At 69.8% G+C, this 21,296-nt stretch carries 19 protein-coding genes; 10 read left to right on the top strand and 9 right to left on the bottom strand.

Translation table 11 applies throughout. The features are described from left to right. Positions 1-5 precede the first annotated feature (5 nt). From sufU to CEY15_RS01145, 6 genes are read right to left on the bottom strand one after another with little or no spacing between them, the layout of a single operon-like run. Positions 6-458, bottom strand: a complete 453-nt coding sequence (gene sufU, locus CEY15_RS01170) for a Fe-S cluster assembly sulfur transfer protein SufU (protein WP_095716928.1) — start codon at positions 456-458, stop codon at positions 6-8. After that, a complete protein-coding gene (locus CEY15_RS01165) occupies positions 455-1,714 on the bottom strand; it encodes a cysteine desulfurase (RefSeq protein ID WP_095716927.1) in 1,260 nt (419 codons plus the stop codon). The genes sufU and CEY15_RS01165 overlap by 4 nt, the downstream gene beginning before the upstream one ends. 18 nt (positions 1,715-1,732) lie before the next feature. Beyond that, positions 1,733-2,503 carry a Fe-S cluster assembly ATPase SufC gene (gene sufC / locus CEY15_RS01160; RefSeq protein WP_095716926.1) on the bottom strand — a complete coding sequence of 257 codons (771 nt, stop codon included), beginning with the start codon at positions 2,501-2,503 and terminating at the stop codon, positions 1,733-1,735. 54 nt (positions 2,504-2,557) lie between these two features. Further along, complete coding sequence (gene sufD / locus CEY15_RS01155) at positions 2,558-3,766, bottom strand: Fe-S cluster assembly protein SufD (protein WP_017836804.1); 1,209 nt, start codon at positions 3,764-3,766, stop codon at positions 2,558-2,560. A gap of 5 nt (positions 3,767-3,771) precedes the next feature. Then, entirely contained in the window at positions 3,772-5,229 is a 1,458-nt protein-coding gene (gene sufB, locus CEY15_RS01150) for a Fe-S cluster assembly protein SufB (protein WP_095716925.1), read from the bottom strand. Further along, entirely contained in the window at positions 5,226-5,957 is a 732-nt protein-coding gene (locus CEY15_RS01145; protein ID WP_245847090.1) for a helix-turn-helix transcriptional regulator, read from the bottom strand. The genes sufB and CEY15_RS01145 overlap by 4 nt, the downstream gene beginning before the upstream one ends. Positions 5,958-6,136: 179 nt before the next feature. Here CEY15_RS01145 and mptB point away from each other — a divergent pair, with 179 nt between their 5' ends. The 4 genes from mptB to CEY15_RS01125 are packed head-to-tail and all read left to right on the top strand — an operon-like array spanning position 6,137 to position 10,507. Then, entirely contained in the window at positions 6,137-7,750 is a 1,614-nt protein-coding gene (gene mptB / locus CEY15_RS01140) for a polyprenol phosphomannose-dependent alpha 1,6 mannosyltransferase MptB (protein ID WP_095716923.1), read from the top strand. Continuing rightward, positions 7,747-8,682: an ABC transporter ATP-binding protein gene (locus CEY15_RS01135; RefSeq protein ID WP_095716922.1), complete on the top strand. Its 936-nt coding sequence runs from the start codon at positions 7,747-7,749 to the stop codon at positions 8,680-8,682. The genes mptB and CEY15_RS01135 overlap by 4 nt, the downstream gene beginning before the upstream one ends. Further along, entirely contained in the window at positions 8,679-9,470 is a 792-nt protein-coding gene (locus CEY15_RS01130) for an ABC transporter permease (RefSeq protein WP_095716921.1), read from the top strand. Before CEY15_RS01135 ends, CEY15_RS01130 begins: the two co-directional genes overlap by 4 nt. Before the next feature lie 38 nt (positions 9,471-9,508). After that, complete coding sequence (locus tag CEY15_RS01125) at positions 9,509-10,507, top strand: COX15/CtaA family protein (RefSeq protein ID WP_095716920.1); 999 nt, start codon at positions 9,509-9,511, stop codon at positions 10,505-10,507. Between the two features lie 108 nt (positions 10,508-10,615). Here the strand turns inward: CEY15_RS01125 and CEY15_RS18650 are convergent, their stop codons facing one another. Next, positions 10,616-12,184 (bottom strand): hypothetical protein, encoded by a 1,569-nt coding sequence (locus tag CEY15_RS18650; RefSeq protein ID WP_245847069.1) that lies wholly within the window; start codon positions 12,182-12,184, stop codon positions 10,616-10,618. Between the two features lie 114 nt (positions 12,185-12,298). Here CEY15_RS18650 and CEY15_RS01115 point away from each other — a divergent pair, with 114 nt between their 5' ends. Next, entirely contained in the window at positions 12,299-13,267 is a 969-nt protein-coding gene (locus tag CEY15_RS01115; protein ID WP_095716919.1) for a quinone oxidoreductase family protein, read from the top strand. Positions 13,268-13,294: 27 nt separating this feature from the next. Here the strand turns inward: CEY15_RS01115 and CEY15_RS01110 are convergent, their stop codons facing one another. After that, positions 13,295-14,326 (bottom strand): heme o synthase, encoded by a 1,032-nt coding sequence (locus CEY15_RS01110; RefSeq protein WP_428844176.1) that lies wholly within the window; start codon positions 14,324-14,326, stop codon positions 13,295-13,297. 160 nt (positions 14,327-14,486) lie between these two features. On the opposite strand from CEY15_RS01110, the gene tkt reads away from it, so the two are divergent. From tkt to pgl, 5 genes are read left to right on the top strand one after another with little or no spacing between them, the layout of a single operon-like run. After that, on the top strand, positions 14,487-16,598 hold the full coding sequence (gene tkt, locus CEY15_RS01105; protein WP_095716982.1) for a transketolase: 2,112 nt from the start codon (positions 14,487-14,489) through the stop codon (positions 16,596-16,598). After that, positions 16,595-17,701 (top strand): transaldolase, encoded by a 1,107-nt coding sequence (gene tal / locus CEY15_RS01100; protein WP_095716917.1) that lies wholly within the window; start codon positions 16,595-16,597, stop codon positions 17,699-17,701. The genes tkt and tal overlap by 4 nt, the downstream gene beginning before the upstream one ends. Continuing rightward, the gene (gene zwf, locus CEY15_RS01095; protein ID WP_095716916.1) at positions 17,698-19,278 is read left to right on the top strand and encodes a glucose-6-phosphate dehydrogenase; all 1,581 of its coding nucleotides are present in this window, start codon (positions 17,698-17,700) and stop codon (positions 19,276-19,278) included. Before tal ends, zwf begins: the two co-directional genes overlap by 4 nt. After that, positions 19,275-20,195 carry a glucose-6-phosphate dehydrogenase assembly protein OpcA gene (locus CEY15_RS01090; RefSeq protein WP_342744879.1) on the top strand — a complete coding sequence of 307 codons (921 nt, stop codon included), beginning with the start codon at positions 19,275-19,277 and terminating at the stop codon, positions 20,193-20,195. The genes zwf and CEY15_RS01090 overlap by 4 nt, the downstream gene beginning before the upstream one ends. 50 nt (positions 20,196-20,245) lie before the next feature. Beyond that, positions 20,246-20,968 carry a 6-phosphogluconolactonase gene (pgl, locus tag CEY15_RS01085; protein ID WP_095716914.1) on the top strand — a complete coding sequence of 241 codons (723 nt, stop codon included), beginning with the start codon at positions 20,246-20,248 and terminating at the stop codon, positions 20,966-20,968. Positions 20,969-21,057: 89 nt separating this feature from the next. Here pgl and secG read toward each other — a convergent pair whose 3' ends face one another. After that, a complete protein-coding gene (gene secG, locus CEY15_RS01080; RefSeq protein ID WP_017836820.1) occupies positions 21,058-21,291 on the bottom strand; it encodes a preprotein translocase subunit SecG in 234 nt (77 codons plus the stop codon). Between the last annotated feature and the right edge of the window lie 5 nt (positions 21,292-21,296).

Raw genomic sequence — 21,296 nt, 5'->3', positions numbered from 1 at the left:
TCACTTCACTCCTGGTGGTGGTCGGTCTGTCGGCCGAGAGCGTCCCTGTATGCCATCCACCCCAGCAGCGCGCACTTGACGCGTGCCGGGTAGCGGGACACCCCTGACAGGGCGACGGCGTCGTCGAGGATCTCCTCGTCGCCCTCGTGCTTCCCACGGGAGGAGATCATCTCGTGGAAGGCATCGTAGGCCTCGAGGGACTCCGACACAGTGCGGCCGACGATGAGGTCGGCCATCATCGAGGTGGAGGCCTGACTGATCGAGCAGCCCTGGGCGTCGTAGGAGACGTCCTCGATCGTCGATAGGTCGTCGGAGAGCCGCAGCCGCAGTGTCAGCTCGTCACCGCAGGTCGGATTGACGTGATGGACCTCGACGCCGAAGGGTTCCCGCAGTCCGCTGTGGTGCGGGTGGCGGTAGTGGTCGAGGATGACCTCCTGGTACATCTGCTCGAGCTTCACGAACCGGCACCTCCCACTCCGAAGAACTCCTGAGCCCGGCGCAGCGACCGCGCGAGCACCTCGACCTCGTCGAGTGTGTTGTACAGCGCGAACGAGGCCCGAACGGTGGACTGCACACCGAATCGGCGGTGCAGCGGCCACGCGCAGTGGTGTCCCACGCGCACCGCGACCCCGTCGTCGTCGAGCACCTGGCTCACGTCGTGAGCGTGGACGCCGTCGACCACGAACGACACGGCGCCGCCGCGGGCGACCATGTCGCGGGGACCGACGATCCGGATGCCCGGGATCTGGCCCAGGGCCTCCAGGGTGGCCGCGGTGAGCGACTCCTCGTGGCGCGCGACCGCCTCCATGCCCACGTCACGAAGGTAGCGGACCGCTGCGCCGAGGCCGACGGCCTGCGAGACCATCGGCACCCCGGCCTCGAACCTCTGCGGCGGGTCGGCGTAGGTGGACTTCTCCATGGTCACGGTGGAGATCATCGAACCGCCCGTGAGCACCGGAGGCATCTCCCGCAGCAGCTCCCGACGTCCGTAGAGGACGCCGATCCCGGTGGGGCCGAGCATCTTGTGTCCGGAGAAGGCCGCGAAGTCCACCCCGAGTGCGTGGAAGTCCACGGCCATGTGCGGGACGGACTGGCACGCGTCCAGCACCACCAGTGCTCCCACCGCCCTCGCGGACTCCACCACGCGGGCCACGTCGGTCACGGCGCCGGTGACGTTGGACTGATGGGTCACGGCGACGACCTTGACCGCGTCGGTCAGCTGCAGCGAGTCGAGGTCGATCCGTCCGTCGTCGGTGAGTCCGTACCACTTGAGGGTGGCACCGGTGCGCCGACACAGCTCCTGCCAGGGCACGAGGTTGGCGTGGTGCTCGAGTTCGCTGATCACGACCTCGTCACCCGGGCCCACGGCGTACCGGCCGAAGCGGTCGTCTCCGAGCGCGAACGCGACCAGGTTGAGCGCCTCGGTGGCGTTCTTGGTAAAGACGAGCTCGTCGACATCGGCTCCGACGAACCCCGCGATGTCGGCCCGGGCGTCCTCGTAGGCGTCCGTCGCCTCCTCGGCGAGCTGGTGTGCGCCGCGGTGAACGGCGGCGTTTGAGCTCAGGAGGAAGTCCCGTTCGGCGTCGAGCACCGGGATCGGGCGCTGTGAGGTCGCCCCGGAGTCCAGGTAGACGAGGGGTTTGCCGTCACGGACCGTCCGCTGCAGGATCGGGAAATCCGAGCGGAGGGTCGTGATGTCGAGGGTCGAGGTCATAGTCTCCCAGCTGTCCGATCAGGCGTTCGCGGGCGTGAGGTACTTCTCGTACCCCTCCGATTCGAGCTCGTCCGCCAGTTCCGCGCCCCCGGAGGCGGCGATCCGGCCGTCGACGAAGACGTGCACGCGGTCGGGCGTGATGTACCGCAGGATGCGGGTGTAGTGCGTGATGAGGAGGATGCCGCCGTTCTCCTCGGCCTTGTAGCGGTTGACGCCGTCGGACACCACGCGCAGGGCGTCCACGTCCAAGCCGGAGTCGGTCTCGTCGAGCACGGCGATCTTGGGCTTGAGCAGATCCAGCTGGAGGATCTCGTGGCGCTTCTTCTCGCCACCGGAGAAGCCCTCGTTGACGCTGCGCTCGGAGAAGGCCGGGTCGAAGTCGAGGTCGGACATGGCCTCCTTGACCTCCTTGACCCAGTGCCGCAGCTTGGGCGCCTCGCCGCGCACGGCGGTGGCCGCGGTACGCAGGAAGTTGGCGGTCGAGACCCCGGGGATCTCGGTCGGGTACTGCATGGCCAGGAACAGGCCGGCGCGGGCCCGCTCGTCGACCTCCATCGACAGCACGTCCTCACCGTCGAGGGTGACGGTGCCGCCGGTGACCTCGTACTTGGGATGGCCGGCGATGACGTAGGCCAGGGTCGACTTGCCGGAGCCGTTCGGCCCCATGATGGCGTGGGTCTGCCCGGACTCGATGGTCAGGTCGACACCTTTGAGGATGTCGACGGTCTCGGCCGAGTCGGCGGTCGCCGCGACGCGGGCCGTCAGGCCCTTGATCTCGAGAATGGTCATTGGTGTGCTCGCAATCTTCGTGAAGTCTTCGGGGTGGTCTCTCGGGCCCGGGGGTCAGATCCCGGAGGACTGCAGTTCCAATTCGACGGCCTCGGCGATCCGCTCACGCACCTCGGGCACGCCGATGCGGTTGATCACCTCGCCGAAGAAGCCCCGGACGACCAGGCGGCGTGCGGTGTCCTCGGGAATCCCCCGGGACATGAGGTAGAACAGGTGCTCCTCGTCGAATCGGCCCACGGCGCTGGCGTGACCGGCGCCGGCGATCTCGCCGGTCTCGATCTCGAGGTTCGGGACGGAATCCGCGCGGGCCCCGTCGGTGAGGACGAGGTTGCGGTTCATCTCGTAGGTGTCCGTACCCTCGGCGGCCGCGCGGATGAGGACCTCGCCGATCCACACGGTGTGGGCGTCGGGCAGGTTCGACGACGCGTCACCCTGCAGGGCGCCCTTGTACAGGACCCGCGACGTGCAGTTGGGCACCGCGTGGTCCACCAGCAGACGGTGCTCGATGTGCTGTCCGTCGTCCGCGTAGTACAGGCCGTTGACGTTCACCGTGCCCCCGGGGGCCGTGAACGTCGTCAGCGGCGCGATCCGGACCAGCTCGCCACCGAACGTCACCGCGGTGTAGGTCAGGGTCGCGTCGCGACCGACCTGCAGGTGGTGGTTGGCCAGGTGCAGCGCGTCGTCGTCCCAGTCCTGGATGAGGACGACCTCGAGGTGCGCCGAGTCGCCGACGACGAACTCGACGTTCTCGGCGATCGTCCCGCCGCCGCGCTGGTCGACCACGAAGGTCGCGTTGGCGAACGGCTCGAGTCGGATCTGGGCGTGGCCGTAGGCCAGCTCCCCCTCCCCCGGGCCGTCGACGGTGACGTACACGGGGTCGTCGAGGACCGTCTCCGTGGCCACTGTCAGCACCGTCGCCTCGGCGACGGAAGTGAAGGCCTGCGCGGCGACGCGGTCGCGGGGGGCCCCGGCCTCGCCGATCCGCTTGTCGTCGGTCCCGACGCTCTCGACCGTCAGGCCGTCCCGCTCGGCGACGGAGACGAGCAGGTTCCCGGTGGCGGTCACATTGGATCCGTCGTGGATCCCGCGGAGCCGCTTGAGCGGGGTGAAGCGCCAGATCTCGTCCTTGTGGCTCGGCACCTCGAAAGCGTTGACGTCGAAGGAGGAGAACTGGTCACCCTTGGTGGCGGTGACGGGGATCCCGTAGCGATCCGTCACCGGGGTCGGGCCGGATCCCGTGGTGGCAGTAGTGGTGTCGGTCATGACTGTCAGCCCACCGATCCTTCCATCTGGAGTTCGATCAGGCGGTTGAGCTCGAGGGCGTACTCCATCGGGAGTTCCTTGGCGATCGGCTCGACGAAGCCGCGCACGATCATGGCCATCGCCTCGTCCTCGGCCAGGCCGCGGCTCATGAGGTAGAACAGCTGGTCCTGGCTCACCTTGGACACGGTGGCCTCGTGCCCGAGCGTCACGTCATCCTCACGGATGTCGATATACGGGTAGGTGTCGGACCGGCTGATGTTGTCCACCAACAGGGCGTCGCACTCGACGTTGGACTTGGAGCCCTTCGCGCCGGGGTTGATCTGGATGAGCCCACGGTAGGCCGACCGGCCACCGCCCCGTGCCACCGACTTGGAGACGATGTTCGAGGAGGTGTTGGGGGCCAGGTGCAGCATCTTCGACCCGGTGTCCTGGTGCTGTCCCTCTCCGGCGAACGCCACCGAGAGCACCTCGCCCTTCGCGTGCTCGCCGGTGAGCCAGACCGCGGGGTACTTCATGGTGACCTTGGACCCGATGTTGCCGTCGATCCACTCCATGGTGGCGCCCTCCTCGGCCCGGGCGCGCTTGGTGACGAGGTTGTAGACGTTGTTCGACCAGTTCTGGATGGTCGTGTAGCGGCAGCGACCGCCCTTCTTGACCACGATCTCGACGACTGCGGAGTGCAGGGAGTCCGACTTGTAGATCGGCGCCGTGCATCCCTCGACGTAGTGCACGTAGGCGTCCTCGTCCACGATGATCAGCGTCCGCTCGAACTGGCCCATGTTCTCGGTGTTGATCCGGAAGTAGGCCTGCAGCGGGATGTCCACGTGGACGCCCTTGGGCACGTAGATGAACGAGCCGCCCGACCACACGGCGGTGTTGAGCGCGGAGAACTTGTTGTCACCGGCCGGGATCACCGAGCCGAAGTACTCCTCGAAGTACTCCGGGTGCTCCTTGAGCGCGGTGTCGGTGTCCATGAAGATGACACCCTGGCTCTCGAGATCCTCGCGGATCTGGTGGTAGACCACCTCGGACTCGTACTGTGCCGCGACGCCGGCGACCAGGCGCTGCTTCTCCGCCTCCGGGATTCCGAGCTTGTCGTAGGTGTTCTTGATCTCCTCGGGCAGGTCCTCCCACGAGGTGGCCTGCTTCTCCGTCGAGCGCACGAAGTACTTGATGTTGTCGAAGTCGATCCCCGACAGGTCCGAGCCCCAGGCAGGCATGGGCTTCTTGTAGAACGTCGACAACGCCTTGAGTCGCTTGCCGAGCATCCACTCGGACTCGTTCTTCTTGGTGGAGATGTCACGCACCACGGCCTCCGAGAGGCCACGCTGTGCGGTCGCACCGGCGGAGTCGGAATCGTGCCAACCGTAGTTGTACTGGCCGAGCGAGGCGATCCGCTCCTCGTCGGTGGTCGGCTCGTGCACGGTGACGTCGGCCGTCACCTGATCTGGGGTGATGGTCATCGCACAGTCCTTTCGGGGGTCGGAACCGACGCGTCTGCGTCGGCCGCTGCGGGGATGGTGGCCGCCAGGTCGCCGGCGGTCACCATCCCCGTGGGGATGTTCGTGGTGCAGGCGCAGTGTCCGCCGGCGATGGTGGCGAGGCGCTGGACGTGGGTGCCGACTATCTCGGACACCACCTCCTGCTCGGCCTCACACAATTCTGGGAACCGGGACGCGACGTTCCACACCGGACAGTGGTGCTGGCAGATCTGCAGGCCCGCCCCGGCGTCCTCGATGGATGCCGCGTACCCCGATTCGGTCAGGGCCGCGGCGACGTCGGTCGCCGCGCGTTCGACGTCCTCCGGACCGTCCGCGGGACGGACGTGCCCGACGATCGACCGGACGCGCTGGCGGGCGAAATCCGCCACGGCGGTGGCCCCGCCGATGCGCCGCAGCGCGGACAGGGCCTCCACGGCGAGGTGGTCGTACCCGTGCTGAGCCGAACTGCGGCCCCTCGCGGTGACCCGAAAGGCCTTGGCCGGGCGCCCACGGGTGCCCGCCGGGCGGGTCCGGGTGGCTTCGACCTGCCCGGACTCGACCAGGTGATCCAGATGGCGGCGGACGCCCGCCGCCGTCAACCCGAGCTCCTGCCCGATCTCGGCGGCGGTGAGAGCCCCTCGTTCCAGCAGGAGTTCACGGACGGCCGAGCGGGTGTCGGGTCGCGCGCTGTGCTCGTAGACGTGCTGCACGCTCAACTGACTCTCCCTTCCGGCTATGCTCGGTGCGCCCCGTCGGGGACGTACCACGTCATATTACGCAACACCTTCGTGACGGAAATATTCCCACCCCCGCGAGCCCGGCATCGTCGGCCGGACGCCGTCCTCCGACACCCACCGCCTGCACCCACCGCGGAGAGAGGCTGAGGCCAGTGGCATCCAGATTCCCGGTCCGCGGCGCGGGAGCGGTCACGGCCCGGCTGCACACCGAGGAGCGATTCACCGGGTCACCACCGTCGGCGGAGTTGGCCCGCCTCGGACGGATCCGCAGGATCGGCACCACCGCCGCCGTCGCCATGGCGGTCGGCGCCCTCGGCGCGGGCGCGCTGCCCGTGCTGCAGAATCCCGTCGCCGGCGAGCGGTTGTTCGGACTGTGGCTCAGGTTGCAGCAGTCCTCCATGACGGTGGTCATGACCGGGATGGTGGTGGTGACACTCTGCTGGCTACTGCTGGCCCCGTACGTCCTGGGCAGGGACCGCCGGGGACGGCTGAGCGGCCGGATCGACCGCGCCACGCTCGACCGCATCATCGCCTCGTGGGCCCTGCCGCTCGCCCTCGCCCCGCCCATGTTCAGCAAGGACGTCTACAGCTACCTGGCCCAGGGCGCGATCGGCAACACCCTCGACGACCCGTACGAACTGGGCCCCGTGTCGGCGCTGGGGACCTCCCATGCACTGACGGTCAACGTCCCGGACATCTGGCGGGACACCCCCAATCAGTACGGTCCGCTGTTCCTCGGGGTGCAGAAGATCATCCACACCCTGACGGGGGACGACGTGGTGGCCGGCACGATCCTGCACCGGGTGGTGGCGATCATCGGGATCCTCATGCTCGGGTGGGCGGTCCCGCGACTCGCCGAGTACTGCGGGGTCTCGGACGTGGCGGCGCTCTGGCTGGCGGTGGCCAACCCCCTCGTCCTGTTCCATCTCGTGTCCGGGATCCACTCCGAGTCCCTCATGATGGGACTACTGGCCGTCGGGTTGGTGCTGGCCCTGCGCGCCGTGGACTCCCTCGAGTCCGGGCCCCGGACCGCCGTGCTCTTCGTCGTCGGGACCGTCCTGGTCACCGGGTCGGCGCTGGTGAAACTGCCCACCGTCGTCGCCCTGGGCTTCGTCGGGATGGCGCTCGCCCGACGGTGGGGTGGCGGCGCCGTCGCCACCGTGCGGGCCGCTCTGGTGATGGTCGTGATCAGCGGTGCCACCACCGGGCTGGCCATGATCGTCACCTCCTCCGGCCTCGGGTGGATCACGAAGCTCGGGGCGGCCACGTCGCTGCGGAGTTGGCTCTCACCACCCACCGCCCTGGGCGTGATCGTCGGCGGGATCGGGCAGTACCTGGGGCTGGGCGACCACACGGCCCAGATCCTGGTGATGGTGCAGACCGCGGCGCTCGTGATCGCCGGCGTGGTCACCATCCGGATGCTGTTCGCGGTCTCCGCGGGAAGGATCGATCCGGTCGGCGGACTCGGGGTGTCGATGGCCGCCATCGTCCTGTGCTTCCCCGTGGTGCAGCCCTGGTACGTCCTGTGGGCCCTGGTCCCGCTCGCGGCGTGGGCGTCGAGGGTGGAGTTCCGTCTTCCCGTGGTGGCGGTCAGCGCCGTGCTCGCCTGCTTCACTCTCCCTCCGGGTGCGGGCCTGCCGCCGTTCGTCACCGTCCAGGCATGGGTGGCCACCGTCGTGGCGGTATCGATACTGCTGATCGCGATGTTCCGCTGGCCGGGGCTGCTGCGCTTCCGGTCCTCGGAGCGACCTAGAATGCTCCCGTGACCTCACCCACCGACTCCCCCGCGCTACTCGTCGAGGGACTCGTCAAGAGGTTCGGGCAGACCACCGCCGTGGCAGGACTGGACCTTCGCCTCGACCGCGGTGAGGTGATGGCGCTCCTCGGTCCCAACGGAGCCGGCAAGACCACCACGGTCGAGGTCTGCGAAGGCTTTCTGCGGCCGGACGGCGGAACCCTCCGTGTGCTGGGTCTGGACCCCGTGGCCGATCGTCAGCGCGTCCGCAGTCGCATCGGGATGATGCTCCAGGGCGGCGGGGCCTACCCCGCCGCGCGTGTCGGCGAGATGGTCCGTCTGGTCGCCTCGTACTACGCGGACCCCCTCGACCCGGACTGGCTGCTCGACGAGCTGGGACTCAGCGATCACCTCACCACCCCCTACCGGCGTCTGTCCGGTGGCCAGCAACAGCGGCTCTCCCTCGCCATCGCGGTGATCGGCCGGCCTGAACTGGTGTTCCTCGACGAGCCCACCGCCGGACTCGACGCACAGTCCCGGCGGGCGGTGTGGGACCTGGTCCGGGCCCTGCGTCGGGACGGCGCAGCCGTCCTGCTGACCACACACCTCATGGACGAGGCCGCCGCCCTGGCCGACGAGGTGGTGATCATCGACCACGGTCGCCGGGTGGCTGCCGGGACGCCGACCGAGCTCGCCCGGGCGGGGACCTCCGAGGGCGTGACCCTGGTCGTCGACGGCGAGGCCTCGCCGACGCTTCTGAGCCGCGCCCTCGGACCGGACCACACGGTGACGGCGGGGGCCGCGGCCGGGATCTTCGAGGTCCACGGCCCGGTGTCCCCCGCACTCATGACCAGCCTCTGCGCGGCACTTGAGGACTCCGGAGTCCAACTCACCTCCCTGGCCACCCGCGCCAGGAGCCTCGAAGAGGTCTTCCTCGACCTGACCGGACGGGACCTGCGATGACCGACACCCCCACGGGAACCAACCGCTTCGCGTCGGGGACGTTCGCCCGACCGTCCGCACCCGCCACCCTCCCCCGGATGGCGGCGTCGCAGACCCGCATGGAGCTGACGCTCTTCCTGCGTAACGGCGAGCAGCTCCTGGTGGCCCTCGTGATTCCCGTCGCGGTCCTGTTCGCGCTGACCGCGATCGAATTCGGCTCGATCCCGCAGCCGAGGATCGACTACGCGATCACCGCGGTGTTGACCCTCTCGGTCATGGGTACCGCGTTCACCGGCCAGGCGATCGCCGTGGGATTCGATCGTCGCTACGGTGCGCTCAAGCGGCTGGGCGGCACCCCCCTCCCGTCCACCGTCATCATCGGGGGAAAGATCCTGGCCACGCTGATCCTGGTCGCCGGTCAGGCCGTTCTGCTCGGTGTGATCGCGGCCGGTCTCGGCTGGCGCCCCGGGCTCGCGGGTCTGGCGGTGGGCGCGGTGATGATCGCGCTCGGATCGGTGGCCTTCTCCTCGATGGGGTTGCTGCTCGGGGGCACTCTGCGTGCCGAGATCGTGTTGGCCCTGGCCAATCTCATCTGGTTCGTCCTGATCGGTGCGGCCGGTCTGGCCATCGGTGTGGCAACGCTGCCCGACTGGCTCCACGAGGTCCTCGTCGTCGTCCCGTCGTACGCGCTGACCAGCGCGCTGGTCACGTCCGTGGACGGTGGGTTCCCCGCCCTGGCGGCGGTGGTCCTGGTCGGGTGGACCGCGGTCTGCGCGGGTCTGGCCGTGCGGCACTTCTCCTTCACCTGATCGCGGGGCGGCCGGGGCGCCCGCCTAGAATCGGGGGCGTGACCTCGACTTCGCGTGCCCCGAAATCCGGTAGCCCGGCCACGAGCGATCCCCCGGGACCGAGGGGACCGCTGGCCCGTCTGCCGCTCCCGTCGGTCCGGCTGCAGAAGGGTCTCGCACTGGCCAACGTCATGGCCCAGATCGGCATCATGACCACCGGGGTGACCGTCCGGGTGACCGCGTCGGGTCTGGGCTGCGAGACGTGGCCACGGTGCAATCAGGACAGCTTCGTGCCCGTCGCCGGGGCGGGCCCCGCGCTGCACCAGGCCATCGAGTTCGGCAACCGTCTGCTCACCTTCGTGTTGGTCGCGGTGGCCGCCGCGCTGCTGCTCGCGCTGCTCCGCGCGGGGCGACGCAGCGAGCTCATCTGGCTCGCCCTCGCCATGCCCGCGGGGATCGTGGCGCAGGCGGTGATCGGAGGCATCACCGTCCTGGCGGGCCTGGTGTGGTGGACCGTTGCGCTCCACCTGCTGCCGTCCATGATCCTGGCCTGGCTCGCGGCCGTCCTGTTCGTGCGGGTCGGTGAATCCGACGACTCCCCCGCCCGCCGCGTCCTGCCCCCACCGCTGTCCTGGCTCATCGTGCTCTCCGCCGTGCTCCTGGCCGGGGTGTTGGTGACCGGCACCATGGTCACCGGAGCGGGTCCCCACGCCGGTGACGCCCGGATCGGGGCCGCGGACCGTCTCCAGATGCCGATCCAGTGGCTGGTCCACTTCCACGCGGAACTGATGGTCGGGTACGTCTGCCTGCTCATCGGCCTCGCGTTCGGCCTCCTCGCACTGCGTGCCGAGGGACCGGCGATCCGGCGTTGCCTGATCCTGATCGCCCTGATCGCGGCGCAGGCGGTCGTGGGGATCACCCAGTATCAGCTGGGGGTGCCGGAGATGCTGGTGGTGCTGCACGTGACGCTGGCCGGGGCGATCACCGCCGTGACCGGAGCCCTCTGGGCCTCGGCCGTCATCCGGGAACCCGCGGTCGCGAGCGCACGGGCCGCGTAGCCCGCCCGAGAGGCGGGCTCGCACCCGCGGACACGATCACACGGAGAACGGCCCCGCCGCGGCGGGGCCGTTCTCGTCCTATCGGAGCCTTGTCGTCTTACCGGGGCGTCAGAGCAGGGAACCGGAACCGGCCATCCGCTTCCAGTGGCCGGCGGGGACATCGGTGTGCGAGACCAGCTCGCGCGTCCAGTCCGACCCGGTCAGCCCGGGGACCCCGTCCCGTACCGCCTCGGCCTCGGCCAGGGTATCGACCATGTAATCGTCCATGACGCCGTCGGCACCCACGAACGTCAGGCGGACGCCCGTCCGGCCGGTGGGCTGGAGGACCAGGTCGGCCTTGCCGCCGTGTCGGGCGAGGAACTTCTCCACGAACTTCACGGCAGCGGGGGGCGGGGTGGGTCCTGCGGGGACCTTCTCGACCGTGATCGGATCGATCTTCTCCGCCGACGCCTTCTGCGCAGCGGCCGCCTCGGGGGACTTGTCGTCGGGAGCCGGCTCGTCCGCCGGGGGTGTGGCGACCGGCTGAGACGCGGCCGGGGCGTCGGCGGGTCGTGAGGCGGCGGAGGGCGCCGTGGTCTCCTCGGGTGCCTCGGCCGCAGCGGACTTTGTCGCGGGGGCCTCGGTCGTGTCCGCTGAGGGAGCCTCGGATCCGCCACCCAGGGTCAGGCCCGCGGACCCGCCCCCGGGGGCCTTGGCCTTGGATCCGCCACCGAGCGTGAGTCCACCCTGCTTGCCGCCGCCGGGGGCCTTGGCGCCCGAACCGCCGCCGAGGGTGAGCCCGCCGGACTTCTTGGCCGCCGGCGCCTGATCGGTGCTCGCCGCTGCCTCCTCGGTCGTCTCAGCCGCGCCAGCGGCCTTGACCTCTTCGGCCTTGACCGCATCTGTCTTGTCGCCGGCTGGCGCGGCGGCGTCGGGGGCCTGCGTGGTGGCGGGCTCGCTCGACGTCGCGGCCTTGGATGCGGCGGAGGCGGCCGCGGCACCCGCGCCGCCGCCCAGGACCAGTGAGCCGGCGGACTTTCCACCCGGGGCCTTGGCCGTCGTGCGGCCACCGAGCGTCAGGCCGCCACCGGCGGGTGCGGCGGGGCCGCCCTCGGCCGCGGGCTCCGAGGCAGTGGGTTCCGAGCTAGTGGGCTCCGAGTTGGTGGACTCTGTGGCCGGGGTGTTCGACTGGTCATCCGCGGAGTCGGAGGCGCCCGCCTCGGACGCGGCTGCGGGCTCGGGTGCGGCGGGTGCGGGCGAGTTCGCCGGGGCAGGAGTCCCGCTGCCCTCGATCTCCTTGATCCGAGATCCGTGCAGGGACGATGCGCCGCCTCCCGGGGCCTTGGGGGCGCGGCGTCCCAGGCTCAGTCCGCCGGAGGGAGTCGCGGCTGCTTCGGCGGGAGCAGTGCCGGAGGGCGCCGACCCGGCCGGCGACGAGCTGGCGGCGGCCTCCTGCGCTGTGGCGTCCTCTGCCGGTGCATCCTCGGACTGTGCTGCGGCTTCTTCCCCGGCGACAGCCTCGTCGGCGGCGGGTGCCTCGTCGGCCGCGGCGGGTGCCTGATCGGCTATCTCGTCAACGGCGGCGGGTGCCTGATCGGGTTCCGAGACGGCACCGGACCCACCGATGGTGACGGCGGACCGACCGGTCGCCCGGGCTCGCGGTCCCCCGGCGTACTGGGAAAGGATCTGCAGGCTCATGGTGGTACCTTATCGCCTCCGGTTCCCGCGACCGCCTGCCGCTCCCGGGGAGCTGCCATATGGCTCGGCGATATCCGGGCTGCGCCGCCCCCGGTCGTCCCGGATACTGGGAGCATGCGTGCGATCCGGATCTCAGAACACGGTGGCCCCGACGTCCTTCGGCCGGTCGAGGTCGAGACGCCCTCGCCGGGTCCCGGCGAGGTCCTGGTCCGGACCACCGCCATCGGCGTCAACTTCATCGACACCTACTTCCGGGAGGGCGTCTACCAGTCCGCGTTGCCGTACATCCCGGGAAGCGAGGGAGCCGGGATCGTCGAGTCGGTCGGCGAGGGCACCCCCGACCTCGTGGCCGGGGACCGGGTGGCCTGGTGCCAGATCCCCGGTTCCTACGCCCAGTACGTGGTGGCTCCGGCCGAGGCGCTGGTCACTGTCCCCGAGGAGGTGCCCGATGGTGTCGCCGCGTCGATGCTCCTCCAGGGGCTCACCGCCCATTACCTGATCACCGACACCCATCGCGCGCACGGAGGGGACACCGTGTTGATCACCGCCGGCGCCGGAGGTGTGGGTCAGCTCCTCATCCAGATGGCGGTGGCGCGTGGGTACCAGGTGATCACCACCACCTCGACGGAGTCGAAAGCCCGGATATGCAGGGATCTGGGCGCACATCAGGTGCTGCTCTATCCGGAGGCCACGCCCGAGCGGATCCGCGAACTGTCCGGCGGTGGTGTGGAGGTGGTGTTCGACGGGGTCGGGCGGGACACCTTCGACACGAGTCTGGCGTCACTCGCGCGACGCGGGACCCTGGTCCTGTTCGGCGCCGCGAGCGGTCCCGTACCGCCGGTGGATCCGCAGCGACTCAATGCGGCCGGCTCGGTGTTCCTGACCCGTCCCACGCTCGGCGACTTCATCGCGACCACGGAGGAGTACCGCGAACGTGCTGCGGAGGTGATGGAAGGTCTGGTGGGTGGTTCTCTCGTCCTCGACGTCGGTGCGACCTTCGGGCTCACCGATGCGGCGCAGGCGCACCGTGCCCTTCAGGCCCGGCGCACCACGGGGTCGATCACACTCGACCCCTCCCGGTGAGGGTCAGACGACCTCTCGCGGTGACGGTCAGAACAGTGAGAACGCCCCCGACAGGGTCTCGAGGCCGAGAACCGCGTCGATGGACAGGGCAACGAAGACCGCGGCCAGGTAGTTGTTCGACAGGATGAAGAGCTTGAGGGGTTTGACCTCGACACCTCTGCGCACACCGGCCTCGAGGCGGTGCGCCATGACGATGAACCACACTCCGAAGCCGACCGCACCCACCGCGTAGATCCACCCCGCTGCGGGGATGAGTGCGAAAGTGCACAGAACGGTGGCCCAGGTGTAGAGGGTGATCCGGCGGGTGACGCCTTCAGCCGACATCACCACGGGCAGCATCGGCACACCGGCCGCCTTGTAGTCCTCCTTGTACCGCATCGCGAGAGCCCAGGTGTGGGGCGGCGTCCAGAAGAAGATGATGAGGAACAGGACGATCGCCTGCCACCAGTTGTGCGGCTGGCCCTCGGGGAGGTGATCGGTGATGACCGCCCAGGACACGAGTACGGGCATGCATCCGGCGGCACCACCCCACACCACGTTCTGGGCGGTGCGTCGCTTGAGGATCATCGTGTAGACGAAGACGTAGAAGCAGATCGTGGCCAGGATGAACGCGGCCGCCAGCCAGCTCTGCGCCAGGAGACCCAACCAGAGCATGCTGGACGCGCCGAGCACCAGACCGAAGACCAACGCGGCTCGCGGTGTCACGGCGTGGCGGGCCAGGGGGCGCCGCTCGGTCCGCTTCATGACCTTGTCGATGTCGGCGTCGACCACCATGTTGAGGGTGTTGGCGCTGGCGGCACCCAGCCAACCGCCGACCAGCGTCAGCAGCACCAGTCCCAGGTGGACCTGCCCGCGGTCGGCCTGCAGCATCGCGGGGATGGCGGCGACCAGGAGCAACTCGATGACGCGCGGTTTGGTGAGGGCGATGTACGACATCACCACATCGGCTGCGCGGGCGCTCCCGCTCGCCGGAGCCGGCCGCCCCGAGGACTCTGGAGGGGAGACGGACGGCCCCCCACTCCGGGTCGGGGTGGAATCGTGCACCGGAACTCCTCGCAGCAGATGTCAACGCACTACCCGGCCGATACTACGTCCCCCCTGCAGGCTCCGCGAAAGAGCGGGGGCGGGGACCGCCCGACCCCGGGCGACGGTGACCACTAAGGTGGTCCACGACATCCGCGCGGATCCGCGCCGCACCCTCGACCCGGGAGAACCACAAGTGACCAGCGCGTCGGAGATCACCGAGCTCACCACCGCCCGCCACCCGTCGGACTGGACCGAACTGGACACCCGTGCGGTCGACACCGCGCGCGTCCTGGCCGCCGAGGCCGTGCAGAACTGCGGTAGCGGTCACCCGGGCACCGCCATGAGCCTGGCGCCCCTGGCCTACACGCTCTACCAGCGGGTGATGCGCCACGACCCGTCGGACCCGAAGTGGGTGGGGCGGGACCGCTTCGTCCTGTCCTGTGGCCACACGTCGCTCACCCAGTACATCCAGCTGTACCTCGCCGGCTTCGGCCTGGAGCTCGAGGATCTCACGGCGCTGCGCACCTGGGGCTCCAAGACCCCGGGGCATCCCGAGTGGAACCACACCGACGGGGTGGAGATCACCACCGGGCCGCTCGGACAGGGGCTGGCCTCCGCCGTCGGGATGGCCATGGCCGCCCGGTACGAGCGGGGCCTGTTCGACCCTGACGCCCCGGCCGGCAAGAGCCCGTTCGACCACTTCGTCTACGTGATCGCCTCGGACGGCGACGTCCAGGAAGGTGTGACCGCCGAGGCCTGCTCGTTGGCGGGGACCCAGCAGCTCGGGAACCTCATCGCGATCTACGACGACAACAAGATCTCGATCGAGGACGACACCCAGATCGCCTTCACCGAGGACGTGGCCGCCCGCTACGAGGCATACGGCTGGCACGTCCAGACGGTCCACGGGGGTGAGGACATCGAGGCCATCGAGGACGCCATCGCCGACGCGCGCGCGGTCACCGACAAGCCGTCGATCATCGTCCTGCGCACGGTGATCGCCTACCCCGCCCCCACCAAGATGAATACCGGGGCCTCGCACGGTTCGGCCCTCGGACAGGCGGAGGTGGACGCGGTCAAGGAGGCCCTCGGCATGGGCGGCACCGAGCCGTTCACCGTCGACGACGAGGTGATCGCCCACACCCGCGCGGCGCGCGACCGTGGCGCCCGCGTCCACGCGCAGTGGAGCGACATGTTCCACGAGTGGGCCGAGGCGAACCCCGGTGCGAAGGACCTCTTCGACAGGCTCTACTCCGGCCAGCTGCCCGAGGGGTGGGACGCCGACCTCCCGAGGTGGGAGGCCGACCCCAAGGGTGTCGCCACCCGTAAGGCGTCAGCCAAGGCCATCCAGGCGCTCGCCGGGACCCTCCCGGAGCTGTGGGGCGGATCAGCCGACCTGGCCGGCTCCAACAACACCCAGATCGAGGGGGCCGACTCCTTCGGTCCCCCGTCGATCTCCACCGGGACGTGGACGGCGTCCCCGTACGGTCGCAACCTCCACTTCGGCGTCCGCGAACACGCCATGGGCGCGATCCTCAACGGGATCGCCCTGCACGGCCCGACCCGGCCCTACGGCGGGACCTTCCTCATCTTCAGCGAGTACATGCGTCCGGCCGTCCGGCTCGCCGCGCTCCAGGGCAGCAATGCCTACTACGTCTGGACCCACGATTCGATCGGTCTGGGCGAGGACGGCCCCACCCACCAGCCGGTCGAGCAACTCGCGGCACTGCGGGCCATCCCCGGGTTGGCCGTCCTGCGGCCGGCGGACGCCAATGAGACGGCGGCCGCGTGGCGCGCGATGCTCGTCGCTCTCGACGGCCCCAAGGGGCTCTGCCTGACCCGGCAGGACATCCCCGTCCTCGAGGGCACGGCCGAGTCGGCCCGGGAGGGCGTCGAACGCGGCGGTTACGTGATCGCCGAGGCGTCGACCGGGTCCCCCGAGGTCATCCTGATGGGCACCGGGTCCGAGGTGCACCTGGCGGTCGAGGCACGCGAGGTTCTCGAGGCGGAGGGCGTTGCGACCCGGGTCGTGTCCATGCCGTGCATCGAGTTCTTCGACCAGCAGGACCCGGAGTACCGCGAGTCGGTCCTCCCCCGGTCGGTCCGCGCCCGGGTGAGTGTGGAAGCCGGGATCTCGATGCCGTGGTACCGCTTCCTCGGCGACGCGGGCCGGGCGGTGTCGTTGGAACACTTCGGCGCCTCCGCCCCCTACCAGACCTTGTACACCGAATTCGGGATCACCGCCGACGCCGTGGTCACCGCCGCCCGCGAATCCCTCGCGGCCGTCACCGGGGAGTCATCATGACCAACGCGAATCTCGCCGCACTGAGCGCCGCCGGCGTCTCGGTCTGGCTGGACGATCTGTCACGCCAGCTGCTCACCTCCGGGGAACTCGAGAAGCGGATGTCGACCTATTCGGTCGTGGGAGTCACCACCAATCCCGCGATCTTCCAGGCCGCGCTGGCCGACTCCTCGGCCTACGAGTCCGCGCTCACCGAGGCGGTCCGCGCGGACAGGGACGTCGATTCGGTGGTGCGCTCGCTCACCACGGCCGACGTGAGGGACGCCTGCGACCTCCTGGCCGGCGTGTTCGAGGCCACCGACGGGGTCGACGGACGCGTCTCGCTGGAGGTCGATCCCCGGCTGGCGGAGGACACCGAGGGCACGGTGGCCCAGGCCGTCGAGCTCTCGGACGTGGTCGACCGGCCCAACCTCATGATCAAGATCCCGGCCACCACGGCGGGGTTGCCCGCGATCACGGAGGTGATCGGGCGCGGGATCGATGTCAACGTGACCCTCATCTTCTCGGCCGAGCAGTACCGCGCGGTCGCGGAGGCGTACCTCTCGGGACTGGAGAGAGCAGCCGACGCCGGTCACGATCTGTCCCGCATCCACTCGGTGGCCTCGGTGTTCGTCAGCCGCCTCGACACCGAGATCGACTCCCGCCTTCCCGGCGACTCCGCCCTGCGGGGCAGGGCGGGACTCGCCAACGCGCGGTTGTGTCAGGACGTGTACGACGAGGTCTACGACACCACCGGCCGCTTCGGTGATCTGGCCGCGCGGGGTGCCCACCCCCAGCGGTTGCTCTGGGCGTCCACCGGGGTCAAGGATCCGGCCTACCCGGACACCCTCTACATCAGCGGCCTGGTCACCCACGGCACCGTCAACACGATGCCCTTCGCGACGATGGAGGCGTTCGCCGACCATGGTCAGCTGCAGGGTGACACGGTGCGAGGCACCGGCGAGGCCTCCCGGGAGACCCTCGAGGCGCTCCGCGCGGAGGGGATCGACCTCGACGAGGTCTTCTCGTTGCTCGAGCGGCAGGGCGTGAGCAAGTTCGTCAGCGCGTGGGACGACCTGATCTCCACGGTCACCGCGCGGATCGACGAGATCCCCTCGGGGTCGTGACCGAACCGGCCGGTCGGTCCTCCCCCACCGTCGGCGACACCGTCGGCGGGCCGGAGGGGTCGGCCAACCCGCTCCGCGATCCTCGGGATCGCCGCCTGCCCCGGATCGCCGGCCCGTCCGGTCTCGTGATCTTCGGGGTCACGGGTGATCTCTCCAAGAAGAAGCTCATCCCCGCCGTCTACGACCTCGCGAACCGGGGTCTGCTCCCGCCGGGATTCTGTCTCATCGGCTTCGGTCGACGTCGCTGGACCCACGCCGAGTTCGCCGAATTCGCCCGAGACCACGCGCGTGAGCGATGCCGTACCCCGTTCCGTGAGGACGTGTGGGAGCAACTGGCGGCGGGACTGCGGTTCGTCACCGGGACCTTCGACGACGACGAGGGCTTCGATCACCTTGCGCAGCAGCTGACCGCCCTAGAGTCAGAACGGGGCACGGCCGGGAACTACGCGTTCTACCTGTCCGTCCCCCCTGACGACTTCCCCACGGTCTGTCGGCACCTCGACCGCACCGGGTGCACCAGGTCGGCCGACGGGTCATGGCGCCGGGTGGTGATCGAGAAGCCCTTCGGCCACGATCTGGCGAGTGCTCGCGAGCTCAACGCGGTGGTGGGCGCCGTCTTCCCCGAGGACTCGGTGTTCCGCATCGATCACTACCTGGGCAAGGAGACGGTCCAGAACATCCTCGCACTGCGCTTCGCCAACCAGCTCTTCGAACCGGTGTGGAACGCCAATCACGTCGACCACGTCCAGATCACTATGGCCGAGGACATCGGCCTGGGCGGCCGGGCCGGGTACTACGACGGGATCGGGGCGGCACGCGACGTCATCCAGAACCACCTCATCCAGCTCATGGCACTGGTGGCCATGGAGGAACCCACGGACTTCTCCGCCGCCGCACTACGGGCGGAGAAGACCAAGGTCCTCGAGTCCACCTCACTCGCGCTCCCGATCTCCGAGACCGCGGCCCGGGGCCAGTACTCCGGTGGTTGGCAGGGGTCCGAGCAGGTGGTGGGGCTCAAGGTCGAGGACGGTTACGATCCGTCCTCGACCACCGAGACCTACGCCGCGATCACCCTCGAGGTCCACAACAGGCGCTGGGCCGGGGTCCCGTTCTACCTGCGCACCGGCAAGCGGCTGGGCCGTCGCGTGACCGAGATCGCGGTGGTCTTCCGCCGTGCGCCGCACCTGCCCTTCGACGCGACGATGACCCAGGAATTGGGTCAGAACGCCCTGGTGATCCGGGTGCAGCCGGACGAGGGCGTGACATTGCGCTTCGGGTCCAAGGTGCCCGGGACGGCGATGGAGGTCCGCGACGTCAACATGGACTTCGCCTACGGCGAGGCGTTCACCGAGTCGTCCCCCGAGGCCTACGAGCGGCTGATCCTGGACGTCCTGCTCGGCGAGCCGTCGCTCTTCCCGGTCTCGCGGGAGGTGGAGTTGAGTTGGATGCTGCTCGATCCCGTCCTCGACGCATGGGCTGCCGGGGGTACCCCGGAGAAGTACCAGGCCGGGACGTGGGGCCCGCGTGGTGCCGACGAGATCCTGGCCCGCAGTGGCCGCGCATGGAGGCGACCGTGATCATCGACCTGCCCGACACCTCGACCCGCGAGATATCCAAGAAGCTCGTGCAGATCCGCGAGGACGCGGGACTGAGCACGATCGGCCGGGTGCTCACGCTCATCGTCCTCACCGATCATGTCGGCGGCAGCGAATCCGCGATCGAGGCCGCCAACGACGCCAGCCGCGAGCACCCCTGTCGTGTGATCGTCGTGATCCGTGGCAACCGCGCCAGGGCGGACCGGCTCGACGGTCAGATCCGTGTCGGAGGCGATGCGGGGGCGGCCGAGGTCGTGGTGCTGCGGACATCGGGGGCGATGGCGTCGCAGTCGGCCTCGTTGGTCACCCCGCTGCTCCTGCCCGACACCCCGCTCGCGGTGTGGTGGCCCAGGCATTCGCCGACACTGTTGGCGGAGGACAAGGTCGGCCGTCTGGCACGGCGGCGGATCGTCGACTCCGATGCCGAGGGTCACCCGACGGACGCGCTGGCCAAGCGGGCGGCCGGCTACGCTCCGGGTGACACCGATCTGGCCTGGGCCAGGGTGACGCACTGGCGCTCGCTCCTGGCCGCGACCCTGGACCGCCCCCCGTTCGAGACGATCACCGGCGCCACGGTGTGTGGGCCCGAACGGGCCGCCTCCGTGGACCTCGCAGGCGGGTGGCTCGCCTCCCGTCTGGGGATCGACGTCCACCGCGCGGTGGGGCCGCGCATGGTGGTCCTGGAGCGCGCCTCCGGATCGATCGTCATCGAGCAGGTGAGCCCCACCTCCGCGGAGCTGCGGATCACCGGCCAGACTCCCACGCGGGTGACACTGGTCAAGCGGAGCGTGGCGGACTGCCTCGCCGAGGAGCTCCGCCGCATGGACACCGACGGTGTGTACGCCGACGCCCTGGCGAGCCACGACCGGGTGATCTACACCTCGGCATCCGTGCGCTGAGCGGGGACGCCCGGGGACCAGCACCGAGAATCACGAGACCAGGAGAACCGATGACGAACCTCAGCCACGTTGTCCACACCGATTCAGAGGCGCTGGCCTCGGCGGCGGCCCGGGCCGCCGCGGAGCTTCTCTCGGCGCGGATCGCCGCCGCCGGCCGGGCCACCCTGTCCCTCACAGGGGGGTCGGTCGGGATCAAGACCGCGGCCGCCCTCGCCGGGGAGACCGTGGACTGGGATCGGGTCACGATCTACTTCGGGGACGAACGCTTCGTTGCCGCCGACCACCCGGAACGCAACGACGGCCAGCTGGACGAAGCCCTGCTCGACTCACTGGGAGACCGTCCGACGGTGCACCGCTGGCCCGCACGGACCGCCCGGGAAGACGATGTCGACGCCGCCGCAGCCCGCTTCCTCGAGGCACTCGACGTCCCTGACGGCGAGCAGCCAATCTTCGACGTGACCATCCTGGGAATGGGTCCGGAGGGCCACGTCGACTCGATCTTCCCGCACACCCCCGCGGTCGCCGAGACGGAGCGGTTGGTCGTCGGGGTCCGTGACTGCCCCAAGCCTCCTCCCGAGCGGCTGACCTTCACCCTCCCCGCGGTTCGCCGTTCGCGGCACGTGCTGGTGATCGCCGCGGGAGAGGGCAAGGCGGAGGCCGTCGCCGAGGGGCTCGGCGGTGCGTCGCCCTCGGACTGGCCGGTGGCCGGCGCGGTGGGTGTCGAATCCACGACCTATCACCTGGACGAGGGCGCGGCGTCGGCCCTGGACTGATCCCCGGGGCTTGACGACGACGAGGTGCGCTCCTCCTCGCGGAGGTGCGCACCCCGTGTGGCCGCGCCGCGTGGCGCAGGGCCCGGATGTCAGCCGAAACGGACCAGGAGACCGACCGCGACGATCGCGATGAGCCAGAGGATGGCGACGACCACGGTCACGCGGTCGAGATTGCGCTCCACCACGCTCGACCCGGAGAGGCTCGACTGGACCCCGCCGCCGAACAGTGAGGACAGTCCGCCCCCCTTACCGCGATGCAGCAGGATGAACAGCATCAACAACAGGCTGGTGGCGAGGAGGAAGATGTCCAGGGCGAGCTTCATGTGCG

Source organism: Dietzia natronolimnaea, assembly GCF_002289575.1.
Lineage (GTDB): Bacteria > Actinomycetota > Actinomycetes > Mycobacteriales > Mycobacteriaceae > Dietzia > Dietzia natronolimnaea_A.
The sequence above is the reverse complement of the archived record's forward strand: the minus strand, read 5'-3'. Positions and strand labels throughout refer to the sequence as shown.

What these genes read in the sequence shown, in the direction of transcription:
- CEY15_RS01165 (WP_095716927.1), bottom strand. Translation starts at nt 1,714, where the DNA reads ATGACCTCGACCCTCGACATCACGACCCTCCGCTCGGATTTCCCGATC.
- sufC (WP_095716926.1), bottom strand. Translation starts at nt 2,503, where the DNA reads ATGACCATTCTCGAGATCAAGGGCCTGACGGCCCGCGTCGCGGCGACC.
- sufD (WP_017836804.1), bottom strand. Translation starts at nt 3,766, where the DNA reads ATGACCGACACCACTACTGCCACCACGGGATCCGGCCCGACCCCGGTG.
- sufB (WP_095716925.1), bottom strand. Translation starts at nt 5,229, where the DNA reads ATGACCATCACCCCAGATCAGGTGACGGCCGACGTCACCGTGCACGAG.
- CEY15_RS01130 (WP_095716921.1), top strand. Translation starts at nt 8,679, where the DNA reads ATGACCGACACCCCCACGGGAACCAACCGCTTCGCGTCGGGGACGTTC.
- CEY15_RS18650 (WP_245847069.1), bottom strand. Translation starts at nt 12,184, where the DNA reads ATGAGCCTGCAGATCCTTTCCCAGTACGCCGGGGGACCGCGAGCCCGG.
- CEY15_RS01115 (WP_095716919.1), top strand. Translation starts at nt 12,299, where the DNA reads ATGCGTGCGATCCGGATCTCAGAACACGGTGGCCCCGACGTCCTTCGG.
- tal (WP_095716917.1), top strand. Translation starts at nt 16,595, where the DNA reads ATGACCAACGCGAATCTCGCCGCACTGAGCGCCGCCGGCGTCTCGGTC.
- pgl (WP_095716914.1), top strand. Translation starts at nt 20,246, where the DNA reads ATGACGAACCTCAGCCACGTTGTCCACACCGATTCAGAGGCGCTGGCC.
- secG (WP_017836820.1), bottom strand. Translation starts at nt 21,291, where the DNA reads ATGAAGCTCGCCCTGGACATCTTCCTCCTCGCCACCAGCCTGTTGTTG.